Raw genomic sequence first — 15,264 nt, 5'->3', positions numbered from 1 at the left:
CCGGCAGGGTGCCCGCAGGAGCGCGGATCTCGGCCGGGAAGTTCGGCAGCGTCGCCAGGTCGTTGCCGAACGCGGCCGCCTCCGAGGTGAACCGGTCACCGGTCAGCTGCATACCGTCACCGGAGTCCCCGGCGAACCGGATCACCACCCGATCCAGCTTGACCGGGCTCGCCTGGGGTTCGTCGGCCGTCGTCACCGTGCCAGTGTGAGTGGCGACGACCCAATTTCGGACGAGATCGGCTAGAGGCCCCGCTTGACCGACTCCAGCAGCAGCTGCGAGACGTCCCGGACCTGCATGTCGGTGCCCTTGTCCTCGCTCTGCCGCTGCACCAGCCCGTCGTTGACCATGACCCGGCAGAACGGGCAGCCGGTCACGACCTCCGTGGCGTTGGTGTCGATGGCCTCGTCGACGCGTTCCAGGTTGATGCGCTTGCCGATGTGCTCCTCCATCCACATCCGCGCACCACCAGCGCCGCAGCACAGGGCCCGGTCGGCGTGCCGGGGCATCTCGGTGAGCGTGGCACCCGCGGCGCCGACCAGCTCACGCGGCGGCTCGTAGACCTTGTTGTGCCGGCCCAGGTAGCACGGGTCGTGGTAGGTCACCGGCGTGCCGCCGTCGGCGGGCTTGACCGGGGTCAGCCTGCCCTCGCGGACCAGGCGGTTGAGCACCTGCGTGTGGTGCAGCACGTCCCAGTGGCCGTTGGTGCCGCCGAAGGACGGGATCATGCCCTCCAGCTGCGGGTACTCGCGACCGAGGCTGTTCATGCAGTGCGGGCAGGTGGTGATGATCTTGCGCTTGACCGGCTCGCGGCCCTCGAACACGGAGTTGAGCATCTCCGCGGTCTGCTGGGCCATCATCTGGAACAGGAACTCGTTGCCCGCGCGGCGGGCCGGGTCGCCGGTGCAGGACTCCTCGTTGCCGAGCACCACGTACTTCACGCCCGCGATGTGCAGCAGCTCCGCGGTGGCCCGCACGGTCTTCTTGGCCTGGTCGTCGAAGGAGCCGGCGCAGCCGATCCAGTACAGGTACTCGACGTCCTCGGCGAGTTCACCGTCGAACACCGGGACCTCGAAGTCCAGGTCCTTGGCCCAGTCCATCCGCTCGGAGTTGTTCTGGCCCCAGGGGTTGCCCTTGTTCTCCAGGTTGCGGAACAGGGTGCCCAGCTCGGAGGGGAACTCGGACTCGATCATCACCTGGTAGCGGCGCATGTCGACGATGTGGTCGACGTGCTCGATGTCCACCGGGCACTGCTCGACGCAGGCGCCGCAGGTCGTGCAGGACCAGAGCACGTCCGGGTCGATCACGCCGCCGACCTCGGCGGTGCCGACCAGCGGGCGGGTCGCCTGGGCGGCGCCGCTGCCGGGCACCCGGCCGAAGCCGGACTCGGGCACGCCGTGGTGGCCGTTGCCCTCGGCGAGCGCCAGGACGTCGACGTCGCTGTGGTCGGGCATCTCCTGGCCGCCGATGAGGTAGGGCGCCTTCGCGAACAGGTGGTCGCGAAGGTCCATGATCACCAGTTTGGGTGACAGCGGCTTGCCGGTGTTCCAGGCCGGGCACTGGCTCTGGCAGCGCCCGCACTCGGTGCACGTGGCGAAGTCGAGCATGCCCTTCCAGGTGAAGTCCTCGACCTTGCCCCGGCCGAACACGTCCTCGTCGTCGGGGTCCTCGAAGTCGATCGGCGCCCCGTGCGACTCCATCGGCAGCAGCGGGCCGAGGCCGTCCGGGATGCGCTTGGTGGAGACGTTGATCGGCGCGATGAAGATGTGCAGGTGCTTGGAGTACAGCACGATGATCAGGAACGAGAGCATCACGCCGATGTGCGCCAGCAGGCCGATCGACTCGATCCACTCGTTCGGGGTGTGCCCGAGCGGCTCCAACAGCTCACCGACGCCGATGGACACCCACGCGCCGGAGTCGTAGGGCAGGTTGCCCAGCGCCGCGGCGGCCCCGCGGAAGGCGAACATCGTCCAGACGACGTTGAAGATCATGAACAGGATCAGCCAGGCGCCGCCGGTGTGCGAGCCGTAGAAGCGGGAGGCGCGCTGCCGCCGCTCGGGGGCCTGCCGGAGCCGGATGATGGCGAACGCGACCAGCGAGACCAGCACCATGACCGCGATGAAGTCCTGCAGGAAGCCCAGGACCGCCCAGCGCCCGATGATCGGGATGTGGAAGTCGTGGTCGAACAGGGCGCCGTAGGCCTCCAGGTAGACCGAGGCGAGGATGACGAAACCCCAGAAGGTGAAGGCGTGGGCGGCGCCGGGGATCGACCACTTGAGCAGCTTGCGCTGGCCGAAGACCTCCTTGACCTGCGCCCACAGCCGGCTGCCGAGCCGGTCGAACCGGTCGACCGGCTGCCCGGACTTGATCAGTTCGTACAGGAACTTGGCACGCCGGGCCGCGATGGCGAGCACCACGAGGGTGATCCCCACGCCCAGGACCATTCGTACGACCACGACGCCTCCGCATCCGGCGACATTGACGGCTCACAGCCTTGCTTATTACTCGCCAGTATTTCGGATGGCGGTGCGCGACGCGCAACGGGGTTGTGAGATAACCCGCTATGCCCCCGCGGGGGCCCGGTCACCCGAGCGCCTGCTCAGTACGTAGGCGAGCACCCCGGCGGGGAAGAACATCAGGATGCCGTACACGGCCGCCGGGATGGCCATCTCGGTGCTGTCCAGCAGGGCCGGGCTGAGCGCGATCGTGATCGCCAGGGTGCTGTTGTGCAGGCCGATCTCGAACGCGGAGGCGACGGCCTGGCCGCGCGGGACCCGGACGGCGCGGGGCACGTAGTAGCCGATGGCGAGGCTGATCAGGCAGAGCAGCAGGGCGACGAGCCCGACCGAACGCAGGTAGTCCAGGACGTTGTCCCGCTCCTGGTAGACCGCGACGGCGATGACCGAGACCAGGACGACGACCGAGGCGATCCGGACCGGCCGGTTCAGCCGCTCGGCCAGGGCCGGCGACCGGTGCCGCAGGAGCATGCCGATGCCGACCGGGACCAGCACGATCGCGAACACCTGGAGGAGCTTGTCCGGCTGCAGGCCGATGGCGTCGTCGCCGTCCAGGAAGCCGGCGAGGGAGAGGTTGACCACGATCGGCAGCGTGACCACGGCGAGGACGGAGTTGACCGCGGTCAGGGTGATGTTGAGCGCGACGTCGCCCCGGGCCAGGTGGCTGAACAGGTTGGCGGTCGTCCCGCCGGGCGAGGCGGCGAGCAGCATCATGCCGACGGCGAGCGTCGGTTCGAGGTCGAAGAGGAGCACCAGGCCGAGGCAGACGGCCGGGAGCACCAGGATCTGGCACCCGAGCGCGACGGCGGCGGCGCGCGGGTACCGGACGACCCGGGTGAAGTCGGCGACGGTCAGCGACAGGCCGAGGCCGAGCATGATCACCCCGAGGGCGATCGGCAGGAAGACCGTGGTCGCGGTCGACGAGTTCATCCGCGGACATTCGCACCAATCGGACAATCAGGCAATCGCCCGTCCGGCCGCTATGCGTTCCGGTTCCGAATCAGGGCCTCGACGCCGTCCAGGAGGCGGGCGAGGCCGAAGCGGAAGCCCTGCTCGGGGTCGTAGGCGGACTCGTAGGTCTCCCCCGCGACGGCGCCGACGCGGGCGGCGGTGGGGTACTTCTCCGGGTCGAAGACCTTCTCCAGCAGGGGCGCGTAGGCCTCCCACCACTCGAGGTCGGACTGCCCGGTGTCCCGCTCCGAGCTGGCGGCCTCGATGGCGGTGCGGGCGGCGCCCTGGACGTACACGCCGAGCATCGCCACGACGGAGTCCATCTCGAGGTCGGACAGGCCGATGCCCTCGACGGCCCGCAGGTCGCGGTCGTAGTTGGCGATGCTGTTCGGGCCGAGCGGGGGCCGGGAGTTCGCCATCACCGTCAGCATCCACGGGTGCCGGCGGTAGGTCTCCAGGTTCGCCCGGGCGATCAGCTCCAGGCGTTCCCGCCAGGTGTCCGCCCACGGTGGCGCGATCTCGCCGCAGACCAGGTCGAACATGACGTCGACCAGCTCGGCCTTGGCTGGCACGTAGGTGTAGAGCGACATCGTGCCGACGCCGAGCTTCTCGGCCACGCGGCGCATCGACAGGGCGGCCAGGCCCTCGGCGTCGGCCAGCTCGATCGCGGCGGCGGCGATCCGGTCGACGGTCAGGCCCGGTTTGGGGCCGCGACCTCGCGGCTCGGTACCCGTGCGCCAGAGCAGGGCCATGCTCCTGGCCGGGTCGCCGCGGCCGCCGTAGTGCTTGTCCGCTGATTTCTTCGCCATCGTGGTAACACTCTACTTTCTCCGTACGATGTACGATAGTGTTACTCCGTACAACGTACGACAACAGGAGGGACGCGGGTTGAAACCCACGATCGTCACCGAGGGGCTGCGCAAGCGCTTCGGTACGAAGATCGCGCTCGACGGGCTGGACCTGACCGTCGACGCGGGCACCGTGCTCGGTGTGCTCGGGCCCAACGGCGCGGGCAAGACCACGGCGGTGCGCATCCTGACCACGCTGCTGCGGCCGGACGCCGGTCACGCGGAGGTCGCCGGGTTCGACGTGGTCCGCCAGCCGGACCGGGTACGCGCCGGCATCGGTCTGGTCGGCCAGAACGCGGCGGTCGACGAGGCGCTGTCGGCCCGGCAGAACCTCGAGCTGTTCGGCCGGCTCTACCACCTGTCCACGGCCGCGGCGCGGGCGCGGGCCGGGGAGCTGCTGGACCGGTTCGACCTGGCCGACACCGGCGGCAAGGCGGTCAAGCGGTTCTCCGGCGGCATGCGCAGGCGGCTCGACCTGGCCGCCAGCCTGATCCTGTCGCCGAAGGTGCTGTTCCTCGACGAGCCGACCACCGGGCTCGACCCGCGCGGGCGGACCGAGGTCTGGGCCGCGGTCCGCGGGCTGGTCGCCGCCGGCACCACGGTGCTGCTGACCACGCAGTACCTGGACGAGGCCGACCAGCTCGCCGACCGGATCGCGGTCGTCGACACCGGGAAGGTCATCGCCGAGGGCACCCCGGAGGCGCTCAAGTCCGACCTCGGCGGCGACCGGCTCGACGTCGTCCTGCACGACGCGGCGGCGCTGCCCGGGGCGGCGGAGGTGGTGGCCACGGTCACCGGCGCGCGCCCGGAGACCGACGCCGACGCCCGCCGGGTCAGTGCGCCGGTGCGCGACCGGGTGGCCGCGCTCACCGACGCGGTCCGCGCACTGCACGACGCCCGGATCGGGGTCGAGGACATCGGCCTGCGGCGGCCGACGCTCGACGAGGTGTTCCTGCACCTCACGGGCCATCTCACGGGCCATGGAGCCGACGAGGAGGTACCCGCATGACCGTTCCCTGGGCACTGGTCGACGGCTGGACCGTCACCAGACGTGACCTCATGCACTGGCTGCGCGAACCGGCCCCGGTGATCATCGGGCTGCTGTTCCCGGTCCTGATGGTGCTGATGTTCGGGTTCCTGTTCGGCGGGGCGATGGCGATCCCCGGCACCGCCGACTACACGGAGTTCCTGCTGCCCGGCATGTTCGCGATGACCATGGCCTTCGGCATGGAGGCGACCATGATCGCGGTCAGCACGGACGCCCAGCGCGGCGTCACCGACCGCTTCCGGTCGATGCCGATGTCGCCGTCGGCGGTCGTGGTCGGGCGCTGCGGGGCGGACCTGCTGAACTCCGTCGCCGGGCTGGTCGTGATCATCGGGTGCGGGCTGCTGATGGGCTGGCGGGCGCACGGGTCGGTCGGCGCCACGCTCGGCGCGGTCGGGCTGCTGCTCCTGCTGCGGTTCGCACTGCTCTGGGTCGGCATCTTCCTCGGGCTCGTGGTGCGCAACCCGGAGGCGGTCGGCGCGGTGCAGATCCTGGTCTGGCCGGTCACCTTCCTGTCCAGCACGTTCGTGGCCCCGGCCACGATGCCGGGCTGGTTGGGCACGATCGCGGAGTGGAATCCGTTGTCCTCGACGGCGGCCGCGGCCCGCGAGCTGTTCGGCAACCCAGGCTGGGGTGGCGACTCCTGGATCGCGGAGCACGCCGTGCTGATGGCGGTGGTCTGGCCGCTCGTGCTGGTGGCGATCTTCTTCCCGCTGTCGGTACGCAGGTACCAGCGGCTCAGCCGCTGAACGAGGAGGTGCTGTTGCCGGTCACCACCGGAGACCTCACGGGGTGGGCCGCCGCTTTCGAGCAGGCGGACCCGCCCCGGCTGGGGCAGGTCGTGTTCACCAATGAGAACGAGACCGTGCGGATGCCGGTCGAGGAGGCGCTGCCGTCGCTGCTCGACCGCGGCGGCGAGCTGGGCGAGGCCGTGCGCGCCGCGGTCGAGCTGGTCGCGGCCGGGCGACTGCTGCCGGCGGTCACCGAGGCGGGGTACGACGCCTGGCGGGTCGGTCCACTCGGGACGTCCGATGTGGAGCACTCGCCGGTCATGGACGCCGTGGCCGACGTGCTGGCGCGGGTCGAGGACGGGCCCGCGTTCGTCGGCTCGGCCGTGCACCACGTGCCGGAGCTGCGCGAGTGGGCCGACGGGCTCGCCCGGCCGGGCAGCCGGGTGTCGCTGCGGCTTGAGGTGCCCGGCGGGGACTTCGCGGCCGGCACGTTCACCGCGGTCGTGCAGGTGCACGACGCCACCACGGTCGCCGACCTGGCCGAGGTGTTGGCGACCTCGCCCGAGGCGGTGCTCGCGGTCCGGCACGCCGCCCAGGTGTGGCCGCCGCTGCGCCGCCTGCTCGACCTCGCCGTGCCGGACCGGCTGGTGCTCGACGACGGCGAGGTGCTCGACCTGCTCGGCTCGGGCGGCGCGCGGCTCGCCGAGGCGGGGATCGACGTGCACTGGCCGAGGGAGCTGGACCGGGACCTCACCGCGCACGCCACCGTCGGCGCACCCGACGACGAGCTGCCCTCGTTCTTCGGTGCCGAGGCCCTGCTCGACTTCAACTGGCGGCTCGCCACCCGAGGCGAGGAGCTGACCGAGGCCGAGCTGGACGCGCTCGCCGAGGCACACCGCCCGGTCGTGCGGCTGCGTGACAGGTGGACGCTCGTCGGGCCCGACCTCGCCCGGAAGGCCCGCGAGCGCGACCTCAAGCCGCTCACCGCGATCGACGCGCTCGGCGCCGCGCTCACCGGCACCGCGCGGGTCGACGGCGAGTGGGTGCCGGTGGCGCCGAGCCGGCCGCTGGAACGGCTGCGGGAACGCCTCACCGCCGAGCCAGTGCCGCAGCCGGCGAATCTGCGCGCGACGCTGCGCGACTACCAGCTGCACGGCCTGCGCTGGCTCGCGCACATGACCGGGCTCGGCCTCGGCGGCTGCCTCGCCGACGACATGGGCCTCGGCAAGACGATCACCCTGATCGCCCTGCACCTGCACCGGAACGCGGGACCGACGCTGGTCGTCTGCCCGGCGTCGCTGCTGGGCAACTGGGAGCGGGAGATCCGCCGGTTCGCGCCGGGCACACCGGTGTCGCGTTTCCACGGCGCCGGCCGCGAGGTGGTGACCGACGGGTTCGTGCTCACCACGTACGGCACCATGCGCCTGGACGCCGAGCGGCTCGCCGGCGCCGACTGGGATCTGGTCGTCGCCGACGAGGCACAGCACGTGAAGAACGCGCGCTCGGACACGGCGAAGGCGCTGCGCCGCATCCCGGCCGCCGCGCGCGTCGCGCTCACCGGAACGCCGGTGGAGAACAACCTGGGCGAGCTGTGGGCGATCCTCGACTGGACCACCCCCGGTCTGCTCGGCTCGCACGCCACGTTCCGCGCCCGCTGGGCCAGGCCGGTCGAGGAGGGCGAACCGGCCGCCGCCGACCAGCTCGCCCGGCTGGTGCGCCCGTTCCTGTTGCGGCGCCGCAAGTCCGACCCCGGCATCGCGCCGGAGCTGCCGCCGAAGACCGAGACCGACCAGCCGGTGGCGCTGACCGCCGAGCAGGCCGGGCTCTACCAGGCGGTGGTGCGCGAGACGATGGCCGAGATCCGCGCGGCCGCCGGGATGCAGCGGCGCGGGCTGGTGCTGAAGCTGCTGACCGCGCTCAAGCAGATCTGCAACCACCCGGCGCAGTACCTGGGCCAGCGCGAGGGCCTGACCGGCCGCTCCGGCAAGCTCGAACTGCTCGACGAGCTGGTCGACACGATCCGCGCCGAGCGGGGCGGGCTGCTGGTGTTCACCCAGTACGTCGCGATGGCGCGGCTGCTGGAGACGCACCTGACCGGCCGCGGCGTGGCGACCCAACTGCTGCACGGCGGCACCCCGGTGGCCCGCCGCGACGAGCTGGTCCGGCACTTCCAGGACAGCGCGGACCCGCCGGTGTTCCTGCTGTCGCTCAAGGCGGCCGGCACCGGGCTGAACCTGACCCGCGCCGACCACGTCGTGCACTACGACCGCTGGTGGAACCCGGCGGTCGAGGCGCAGGCGACCGACCGCGCGCACCGGATCGGCCAGGACCGCCCGGTCCAGGTGCACCGGCTGATCGCGGAGGGCACCGTGGAGGACCGGATCGCCGAGCTGCTCGAGGCCAAGAAGGATCTCGCCGCGACGGTGCTCGGGCGGGACGACAGCGGCGCCGCCGAGCTGACCGAGCTGACCGACGCCGAGCTGGCCGACCTGGTCGAACTACGAGGTGACACGTGACAGAGGCACTGGGCTTCCCCGCGTTCCCGCCGAGCAAGCGCCGGCCGGGACGGTTCGCCCGCACCTGGTGGGGGCAGGCGTGGCTCCAGGCGATGGAGGACACGTCGCTGGAGAACGAGCCGCTCAAGCAGGGCAGGCGCCTCGCGTACGCCGGGCGGGTCGGGCCGGTCACCGTGAGCCCCGGGCGGATCTCCGCGCAGGTCACCGACCCCGACGGCGTGTACCACACGGTGGTGTTCGTCGATCGGCTCGACGACGGCGAGTGGCGCCGGTTCCTCGACGAGGTCGCCGCGAAGGCCGGGCACATCGCCGCCCTGCTGGACCGGGACATGCCCCAGGAGCTCGTCGAGGCCGCGGCGCAGGCCGACGTCCGGCTGCTGCCCGGCATCGGCGACCTGCGCGCGGAGTGCGACTGCCAGGACTGGGAGCTGTGCCGGCACGCGGCCGCGCTCTGCTTCCAGGCGGCGTGGCTGCTCGACACGGACCCGTTCCTGCTGCTGCTCCTGCGCGGCCGCGCCCGGCGGGACCTGACCGACGAACTCCGCGAACGCGCCGAGCGGAATTCGGCACGTTCCGCGTCCGAAAACGCACAGCGCGTGTTCCCGCTGGCAGTTCCGCCGGCGCCGGGAGTCGACCGGGAAGCGGTCGCCGGCGCGGCGGCACTGGCCGTCGAACGTGCCCGCACGCTGCTGGAAGATCGGCACCGCTCGTGACCGAATGAACTCCCACAGTCGCATTCTGAAATACCGGGAACACTGGGAAAAACCGTGAATCACCTTTGCAAAACCAGGCGCCGACCTGGTATTGCCGCACCCTCCTGGCCGTGTTCGACGGGTGGCCCGGCGACCACGGGGGCTGGTGCGTCACACTGAGGCGGTGCCACGATCGCCGGCGTCGGGATTTCCCCGCCGGCGCGTTTTCCCGGTGGGGAGACGGAGGGCCGTACTAGAAAGGTGCCGCATGACCTGGGCAAGACACGCCACCCCGACGATCGAGCAAGGCCGCTTCGCCGAGGCACGGGCGAGCGAGAGAGTGCACTACGCGGTGCAGAACCGCAAGGCCGCGCGCACGGTCGCCTACCACTCGAGCAACGCGCAGGACTGCGCGGACCTCCTGGCGATGCTGGGTCTCGACCGCCTCGACGAGGACCAGAACGCACGGTCCACTGAGGACTAGCCGGCCGAGTACCCGACCACGCCGTCCACTGTGGACGTGTGGAGCACGCCGCGTGCCACGAGCACGTCCAGGTGCGCGGCGGTCTCCCCTGCCGCGAGCGTCTGGTTGAACAGGTCGAGGTCGTCGAAGCGGCGCTGCCGGCGGGTCCAGCCCAGCCGCAGCGCCGCCTCGTACGCGGTCCCGGCGCCGTCCCGGACGGCTTCCAGGGTGGCGGCGAGGCGTTCCTCGTGGTGGGCCAGCAGCTCGTCCACCCGCGCGTGCACGCTCGGCGCGACCGGGCCGTGCGCGGGCAGCAGCCGCAGGTCGGGGTACGAGCGCACCAGTTCGAGACTGTCCAGGTAGTCGCCGAGCGGCAGCCGCGCGACCTCCGGCTCGAACCCGATCGACGGCGTGATGTGCGGCAGCACGTGGTCGCCGGCGAACAGCACGCCGGCCTGCTCGTCGACGAACACCACGTGGCCCTGGGTGTGGCCGGGCGTGGGCAGCGCGACCAGGGTGCGGTCGCCGAGGTCGAGCTTGACGGTGCCGTCGAGCCACTCGTCCGGCTCCTCGTACACGGTGCTGGCCTGGGACGCGTCGCGCCTGCCGATGCTCTCGGCCCACTGCTCCACCAGCCGGCCCGCGCCCCAGCGGACCAGCGCGCGTGCCTGGCCGTCCAGCCGGCCGGCCATGATCCGCCGCAGCGACGGCTGCTCCCCGAGGCCGAGCGCGACCTTGGCCCCGAACAGCCTGCGCAGTGTGATGGCCAGCGTGTAGTGGTCGCGGTGCACGTGGGTGACCAGGAAGCGGGAGATGTCGGCGAAGTCGTGGTCGATCGAGGCGAGCGCCCGTTCCAGCTGGTCCCTGGCGACGTCGAGCGACCAGCCGGAGTCGATGAGCACGAGCCCGTCGCCGGTCCGGATCGCGTAGACGTTGACCGCGCGCAGCCCGTCGGTGGGCAGCGGCAGCGGGATGCGGAACACGCCGGGCGCGACCTCGAACGCGCCCGGCTCGGTCCAGGCGTTCTTCGACATTCCGTGAACTTAGCAAACGAAACGATACGGAGTTGGTCCAGACCTCTTGACGAGTGGTGGTCTAGACCACATAGAGTGGTGGCATCTTTCCTCGCTGGTCCCTGCATCCCGGAGGAGGACGAATGTCCGGCACTCGATGGCGCCTGCCGGCACTGATGGCGGCCGTGACGGCCCTCATCGTCGGCCTGGTAGCCACCCCAGCCCAGGGCGCGAGCCCGACGGCGGAACAGAAGGCCGCCCCGGCCGCGTCGAAGATCAACCTCGGTTACTTCGTGCAGTGGGGCGTCTACCAACGCAACTACCACGTCAAGAACATCCACACCAGCGGGTCGGCGGAGAAGCTGACCCACATCAACTACGCGTTCGGCAACGTCACCAACGGGCAGTGCCAGATCGGTGACGCCTACGCCGACTACGACAAGTTCTACGACGCCGCGTCCAGCGTGGACGGCGTGGCGGACACCTGGGACGCCGGTGCGTTGCGCGGCAACTTCAACCAGCTGCGCAAGCTCAAGCAGATGTACCCGGGGCTGAAGGTGCTGTTCTCCTTCGGCGGCTGGAGCTGGTCGGGGGGATTCGGACAGGCCGCGCAGAACCCGGCTGCCTTCGCCGAGTCGTGCTACAACCTGGTCGAGGACCCGCGCTGGGCGGACGTGTTCGACGGCATCGACATCGACTGGGAGTACCCCAACGCGTGCGGCCTGACCTGTGACACCAGCGGGTACGAGTCGTTCGAGACGCTGATGGGCGCGGTCCGGGCCCGGTTCGGCCAGGACAACCTGGTGACCGCGGCGATCACCGCGGACGCCTCGGACGGCGGCAAGATCGACGCCGCCGACTACGCCGGCGCGGCGCAGTACGTCGACTGGTACAACGTGATGACCTACGACTTCTTCGGCGCGTTCGACGCGGACGGCCCGACGGCGCCGCACTCCCCGCTGACGTCGTACGACGGCATCCCGGCCGCCGGCTTCAACTCCGACGCGGCGATCCAGAAGCTCAAGGGCAAGGGCATCCCGGCGTCGAAGCTGCTGCTCGGCATCGGCTTCTACGGCCGGGGCTGGACCGGCGTGACGCAGAGCGCACCGGGTGGCTCGGCGACCGGCGCGGCACCGGGCACGTACGAGGCCGGCATCGAGGACTACAAGGTGCTGAAGAACACGTGTCCGGCCACGGGCACGGTCGCCGGCACCGCGTACGCCCACTGCGGCTCGAACTGGTGGAGCTACGACACCCCGGCGACGATCGGCGGCAAGATGGACTACGCCAACCAGCAGGGCCTGGGCGGCGCGTTCTTCTGGGAACTGTCCGGCGACACGTCCAACGGCGAGCTGATCACCGCGATCGACGGCGGTCTCAACTAAGGGGCGGGTGGAAGAAGGGCGCCTTCGTCTCGCTGGCGGGAGACGAAGGCGCCCTTCGCTCACACCTGCCGCGTCCAGCAGCCGACCGGGTGGTCGGCGGGGGCGCGTGCGCTCAGCACGTTCAGGCACCGGCAGGTCGCCCCAGCGGTCATGGGCGGACGTCTAGGCGTCCGTTCGCACCGGTGACTCTTGTCCATTGTGGACGTGGTGTCGGCTGGTCGGGATGACCAGTGGGGTGCCGCTGACCGGGTCGGTGGCGATCTGGCAGGTGACGTCGAAGACCTCGGACACCAGGTCCGGGGTGACGACGTCGGCCGGGGTGCCGTGGGTGACGATCCGGCCGGCCTTCATCGCGATGACGTGGTCGGCGTAGCGGCACGCCTGGTTCAGGTCGTGCAGCACCATGACCACCGTGCGGCCCTGGTGGCGGTTCAGGTCGACCACCAGGTCCAGCACGTCGATCTGGTGCGCGAGGTCCAGGAACGTCGTCGGCTCGTCCAACAGCAGGACCGGGGTCTCCTGGGCGACCGCCATCGCGATCCACGCGCGCTGGCGCTGGCCGCCGGACAGCTCGTCGACCGGGCGGTCGGCCAGGTCGGTCAGACCGGTCGCGCGCAGGGCACCGGTGACCGCGGTCTCGTCCGCCGACGACCACTGGCGCCACCAGCTCTGGTGCGGCGACCGGCCCCTGGTCACCAGGTCGATCACGGTCAGGCCCTCGGGCGCGACCGGGGCCTGCGGGAGGATGCCCAGCCGGCGCGCCACATCGCGGGTCGGCATGCCGTGGATCGAGCGGCCGTCCAGGTGTACCGAGCCCGCCTTCGGGGTGAGCAGGCGGGCCAGGGCGCGCAGCAGGGTGGACTTGCCGCACGCGTTCGCGCCGACGATGACGCTGATCCGTCCCTCGGGCACCGTCAGCGACAGGTCGGGCACCACGACCCGGTCGTCGTAGGCGAGGCGGAGGCCATCGGCACGTAATCCGGTCACGTCATCCTCCTGAGCCGGCTCGGTTGGCCCTGGTCAGCAGCCAGAGCAGGAACGGGGCACCCAGCGCGCCGGTGACCACGCCGACCGGGAGCTGGGTGCCGGGCAGGATCGAGCGGGCGACCAGGTCACCGCCGAGCACGATCACCGCACCGGCGAACCCGGACGTGACCAGCGGCGGCACCGGCCAGCCGGCCAGGCGCTTCGCGATCTGCGGCGCCGACAGGGCGACGAACGCCACCGGCCCGGCCGCCGCGGTGCCGAACGCGACCAGGCCGACACCGCTCAGCAGCAGCACCAGCCGCGCCTGCTGCACCGGCGTGCCGAGACCGACCGCGACGTCGTCGCCGAGACTCAGCGTGCGCAGCCAGCCGCCGAGCACCACCGCGATCGGCACCAGCACGGCCATCGACACCAGCAGCGGCACGACCCGGCCCCAGGTGGCGTCGTTCAGGTTGCCGACCATCCAGCCGACCACCGCCTGCGCCTCGTGCAGCTTCGCCCGCGCCAGCAGGTACCCGGTCGCCGACGTGCACATCCACGCCACCCCGACACCGACCAGCACGATCCGGTACCCGGTGGTGCCGCGCCGCCAGGCCAGCAGGTAGATCGTCAGCGCGGCGCCGACCCCGCCGGCCAGGCCCAGCGTCTGGGTGCCGATCCCGGCGCCGAAGCCGAGCACGATCCCGGCGACCACGGCGGTCGTCGCGCCGGCCGAGATGCCGATGACGTCCGGGCTGGCGAGCGGGTTGCGGGTGATGGTCTGGAACAGCGCACCCGCCATGCCGAACGCGATCCCGACGAGCAGGCCGACGAGCGCGCGCGGCATCCGCCAGTCGTAGACCACCACCTGGTCGTAGTAGGAGCCCTCGCTGACCAGCGCGGCCAGCACCTGCCCGAGACTCAGCGGGTAGTCGCCGACGGTCATGCCGAGGCAGAACAGCAGGAACCCGGCGCAACACAGCGCCACCGACACCGCGAGCAGCCTCGGCCGCACGACCCAGGACACCGGCGGCGTGGTCAGCCGGACCGTGGTCAGCGCCGCCATCTACAGCTCCGCCAGCCTGCGCCGGCGGACCAGCGCGATGAAGAACGGTGCCCCCACGAACGCCACGACGATCCCCACCTCGGTCTCCCCCGGCCGGGCGATCACCCGGCCGACGATGTCCGCGGCCAGCAGCAGCACCGGCGCCAGCACCATCGCGAACGGCATCAGCCAGCGCTGGTCCGGCCCGGTCACCGCGCGCGCCACGTGCGGCACGACCAGCCCGAGGAACACGATCGGCCCGACCACCGCCACCGCGACGCCGGTGAGCAGGGTGATCGCCACGACCCCCTGCACCCGCACCAGCCGGACCCGCCGCCCGAGCGCCACCGCGACGTCGTCACCGAGCGACAGGCTGTTCAGCGCGCCGGCCATCGCCAGCGCCAGCACGATCCCGACCAGCAGGAACGGCAGTGCCCGGACGACCACACCGGAGTCCTGCCCGGCGAGCGACCCGGCGGCCCAGAACCGGTAGCGGTTCAGCGCCTCCGGGTACACCAGCGTGAGCCCCGAGGTCAGCGAGGTCAGCAGCGCGGTGATCGCCACCCCGGCGAGCGCCAGCTTCACCGGGGTCGCCCCGCCCCGGCCCGCGCTGCCGAGCACGTACACGACCGCGCTCGCGATCGCGGCCCCGACGAACGCGGCGCCGAGATAGCCGTACAGCGAGGTGACGCCGAGCGCGGCGACCGCGACCACGATGCCGAACGCCGCGCCCGCGCTGATGCCGAGCAGCCCCGGGTCGCCGAGCGGGTTGCGGGTCAGCGCCTGCATGACCGCGCCGGCGAGCCCGAGCGCCGCGCCGACCAGCAACGCGAGCAGCGTCCTGGGCAGCCGGACACCCCAGATCAGGGCCTCGATGTCACCGGCGCCGTGCCCGAACAGCGCGGGCAGCACGTCGTTCGGCGGGACGAACCGGGTGCCGATCGCGAGCGACAGCACGCACAGCACGAGGAGCACGGCCAAGGAGACCGCGAGCAGCCGCACTCGGGTCCCGCGCATGTGGCTCACCCTACTGGTCCTACTTAGGGTAGGTATACCTCATCAGGGTGCCGCTGGGGTAAGGTTCGCCTAACTTAA

General features: G+C 71.5%; 13 protein-coding genes and 1 pseudogene. 6 read left to right on the top strand and 8 right to left on the bottom strand.

Going from position 1 to position 15,264, the window contains the following annotated elements; translation table 11 throughout:
- The 4 genes and pseudogenes from JT362_RS25320 to JT362_RS25305 all read right to left on the bottom strand — a co-directional run.
- A pseudogene (locus tag JT362_RS25320) lies at positions 1 to 196 on the bottom strand (2-oxoacid:acceptor oxidoreductase subunit alpha); the annotation flags it as partial.
- A 44-nt stretch (positions 197 to 240) separates the two neighbouring features.
- Positions 241 to 2,454 carry a (Fe-S)-binding protein gene (locus tag JT362_RS25315; RefSeq protein ID WP_260194231.1) on the bottom strand — a complete coding sequence of 738 codons (2,214 nt, stop codon included), beginning with the start codon at positions 2,452 to 2,454 and terminating at the stop codon, positions 241 to 243.
- A gap of 105 nt (positions 2,455 to 2,559) precedes the next feature.
- Positions 2,560 to 3,444 carry a bile acid:sodium symporter family protein gene (locus JT362_RS25310; RefSeq protein WP_260194230.1) on the bottom strand — a complete coding sequence of 295 codons (885 nt, stop codon included), beginning with the start codon at positions 3,442 to 3,444 and terminating at the stop codon, positions 2,560 to 2,562.
- A 50-nt stretch (positions 3,445 to 3,494) separates the two neighbouring features.
- The gene (locus tag JT362_RS25305; protein WP_260194229.1) at positions 3,495 to 4,274 is read right to left on the bottom strand and encodes a TetR/AcrR family transcriptional regulator C-terminal domain-containing protein; all 780 of its coding nucleotides are present in this window, start codon (positions 4,272 to 4,274) and stop codon (positions 3,495 to 3,497) included.
- Positions 4,275 to 4,353: 79 nt separating this feature from the next.
- Between JT362_RS25305 and JT362_RS25300 the strand changes: the two genes are divergently transcribed.
- The 5 genes from JT362_RS25300 to JT362_RS25280 all read left to right on the top strand — a co-directional run bounded on the left by JT362_RS25300 (position 4,354) and on the right by JT362_RS25280 (position 9,781).
- Positions 4,354 to 5,322 (top strand): ATP-binding cassette domain-containing protein, encoded by a 969-nt coding sequence (locus tag JT362_RS25300; RefSeq protein ID WP_260194228.1) that lies wholly within the window; start codon positions 4,354 to 4,356, stop codon positions 5,320 to 5,322.
- Positions 5,319 to 6,107, top strand: a complete 789-nt coding sequence (locus tag JT362_RS25295) for an ABC transporter permease (RefSeq protein WP_260194227.1) — start codon at positions 5,319 to 5,321, stop codon at positions 6,105 to 6,107. The genes JT362_RS25300 and JT362_RS25295 overlap by 4 nt, the downstream gene beginning before the upstream one ends.
- A gap of 122 nt (positions 6,108 to 6,229) precedes the next feature.
- On the top strand, positions 6,230 to 8,605 hold the full coding sequence (locus JT362_RS25290; RefSeq protein ID WP_260194238.1) for a DEAD/DEAH box helicase: 2,376 nt from the start codon (positions 6,230 to 6,232) through the stop codon (positions 8,603 to 8,605).
- Positions 8,602 to 9,318 (top strand): SWIM zinc finger family protein, encoded by a 717-nt coding sequence (locus JT362_RS25285; protein WP_260194225.1) that lies wholly within the window; start codon positions 8,602 to 8,604, stop codon positions 9,316 to 9,318. The genes JT362_RS25290 and JT362_RS25285 overlap by 4 nt, the downstream gene beginning before the upstream one ends.
- A 247-nt stretch (positions 9,319 to 9,565) precedes the next feature.
- The gene (locus JT362_RS25280; protein ID WP_260194224.1) at positions 9,566 to 9,781 is read left to right on the top strand and encodes a hypothetical protein; all 216 of its coding nucleotides are present in this window, start codon (positions 9,566 to 9,568) and stop codon (positions 9,779 to 9,781) included.
- On the opposite strand, the gene JT362_RS25275 is transcribed toward JT362_RS25280, so the two are convergent.
- Complete coding sequence (locus JT362_RS25275) at positions 9,778 to 10,794, bottom strand: MBL fold metallo-hydrolase (RefSeq protein WP_260194223.1); 1,017 nt, start codon at positions 10,792 to 10,794, stop codon at positions 9,778 to 9,780. The genes JT362_RS25280 and JT362_RS25275 overlap by 4 nt on opposite strands.
- A gap of 122 nt (positions 10,795 to 10,916) precedes the next feature.
- On the opposite strand from JT362_RS25275, the gene JT362_RS25270 reads away from it, so the two are divergent.
- Positions 10,917 to 12,158 (top strand): glycoside hydrolase family 18 protein, encoded by a 1,242-nt coding sequence (locus JT362_RS25270; RefSeq protein WP_260194222.1) that lies wholly within the window; start codon positions 10,917 to 10,919, stop codon positions 12,156 to 12,158.
- A 162-nt stretch (positions 12,159 to 12,320) separates the two neighbouring features.
- Here the strand turns inward: JT362_RS25270 and JT362_RS25265 are convergent, their stop codons facing one another.
- The 3 genes from JT362_RS25265 to JT362_RS25255 are packed head-to-tail and all read right to left on the bottom strand — an operon-like array spanning position 12,321 to position 15,186.
- On the bottom strand, positions 12,321 to 13,145 hold the full coding sequence (locus tag JT362_RS25265; RefSeq protein WP_260194221.1) for an ABC transporter ATP-binding protein: 825 nt from the start codon (positions 13,143 to 13,145) through the stop codon (positions 12,321 to 12,323).
- 1 nt (position 13,146) lies between these two features.
- The gene (locus JT362_RS25260) at positions 13,147 to 14,190 is read right to left on the bottom strand and encodes a FecCD family ABC transporter permease (protein ID WP_260194219.1); all 1,044 of its coding nucleotides are present in this window, start codon (positions 14,188 to 14,190) and stop codon (positions 13,147 to 13,149) included.
- Complete coding sequence (locus JT362_RS25255; RefSeq protein WP_260194218.1) at positions 14,191 to 15,186, bottom strand: FecCD family ABC transporter permease; 996 nt, start codon at positions 15,184 to 15,186, stop codon at positions 14,191 to 14,193.
- Between the last annotated feature and the right edge of the window lie 78 nt (positions 15,187 to 15,264).

Origin of the sequence: Actinophytocola gossypii, assembly GCF_025165815.1 — a bacterium.
Lineage (GTDB): Bacteria > Actinomycetota > Actinomycetes > Mycobacteriales > Pseudonocardiaceae > Actinophytocola > Actinophytocola gossypii.
Note: the sequence above shows the minus strand (reverse complement) of the source record. Positions and strands in the feature narration are given on the sequence as shown.

Excerpts from the sequence above, each read along its gene's own strand:
- JT362_RS25310 (WP_260194230.1), bottom strand. The coding sequence starts at position 3,444 with ATGAACTCGTCGACCGCGACCACGGTCTTCCTGCCGATCGCCCTCGGG.
- JT362_RS25305 (WP_260194229.1), bottom strand. The coding sequence starts at position 4,274 with ATGGCGAAGAAATCAGCGGACAAGCACTACGGCGGCCGCGGCGACCCG.
- JT362_RS25295 (WP_260194227.1), top strand. The coding sequence starts at position 5,319 with ATGACCGTTCCCTGGGCACTGGTCGACGGCTGGACCGTCACCAGACGT.
- JT362_RS25290 (WP_260194238.1), top strand. The coding sequence starts at position 6,230 with ATGCCGGTCGAGGAGGCGCTGCCGTCGCTGCTCGACCGCGGCGGCGAG.
- JT362_RS25280 (WP_260194224.1), top strand. The coding sequence starts at position 9,566 with ATGACCTGGGCAAGACACGCCACCCCGACGATCGAGCAAGGCCGCTTC.
- JT362_RS25275 (WP_260194223.1), bottom strand. The coding sequence starts at position 10,794 with ATGTCGAAGAACGCCTGGACCGAGCCGGGCGCGTTCGAGGTCGCGCCC.
- JT362_RS25270 (WP_260194222.1), top strand. The coding sequence starts at position 10,917 with ATGTCCGGCACTCGATGGCGCCTGCCGGCACTGATGGCGGCCGTGACG.
- JT362_RS25260 (WP_260194219.1), bottom strand. The coding sequence starts at position 14,190 with ATGGCGGCGCTGACCACGGTCCGGCTGACCACGCCGCCGGTGTCCTGG.
- JT362_RS25255 (WP_260194218.1), bottom strand. The coding sequence starts at position 15,186 with ATGCGCGGGACCCGAGTGCGGCTGCTCGCGGTCTCCTTGGCCGTGCTC.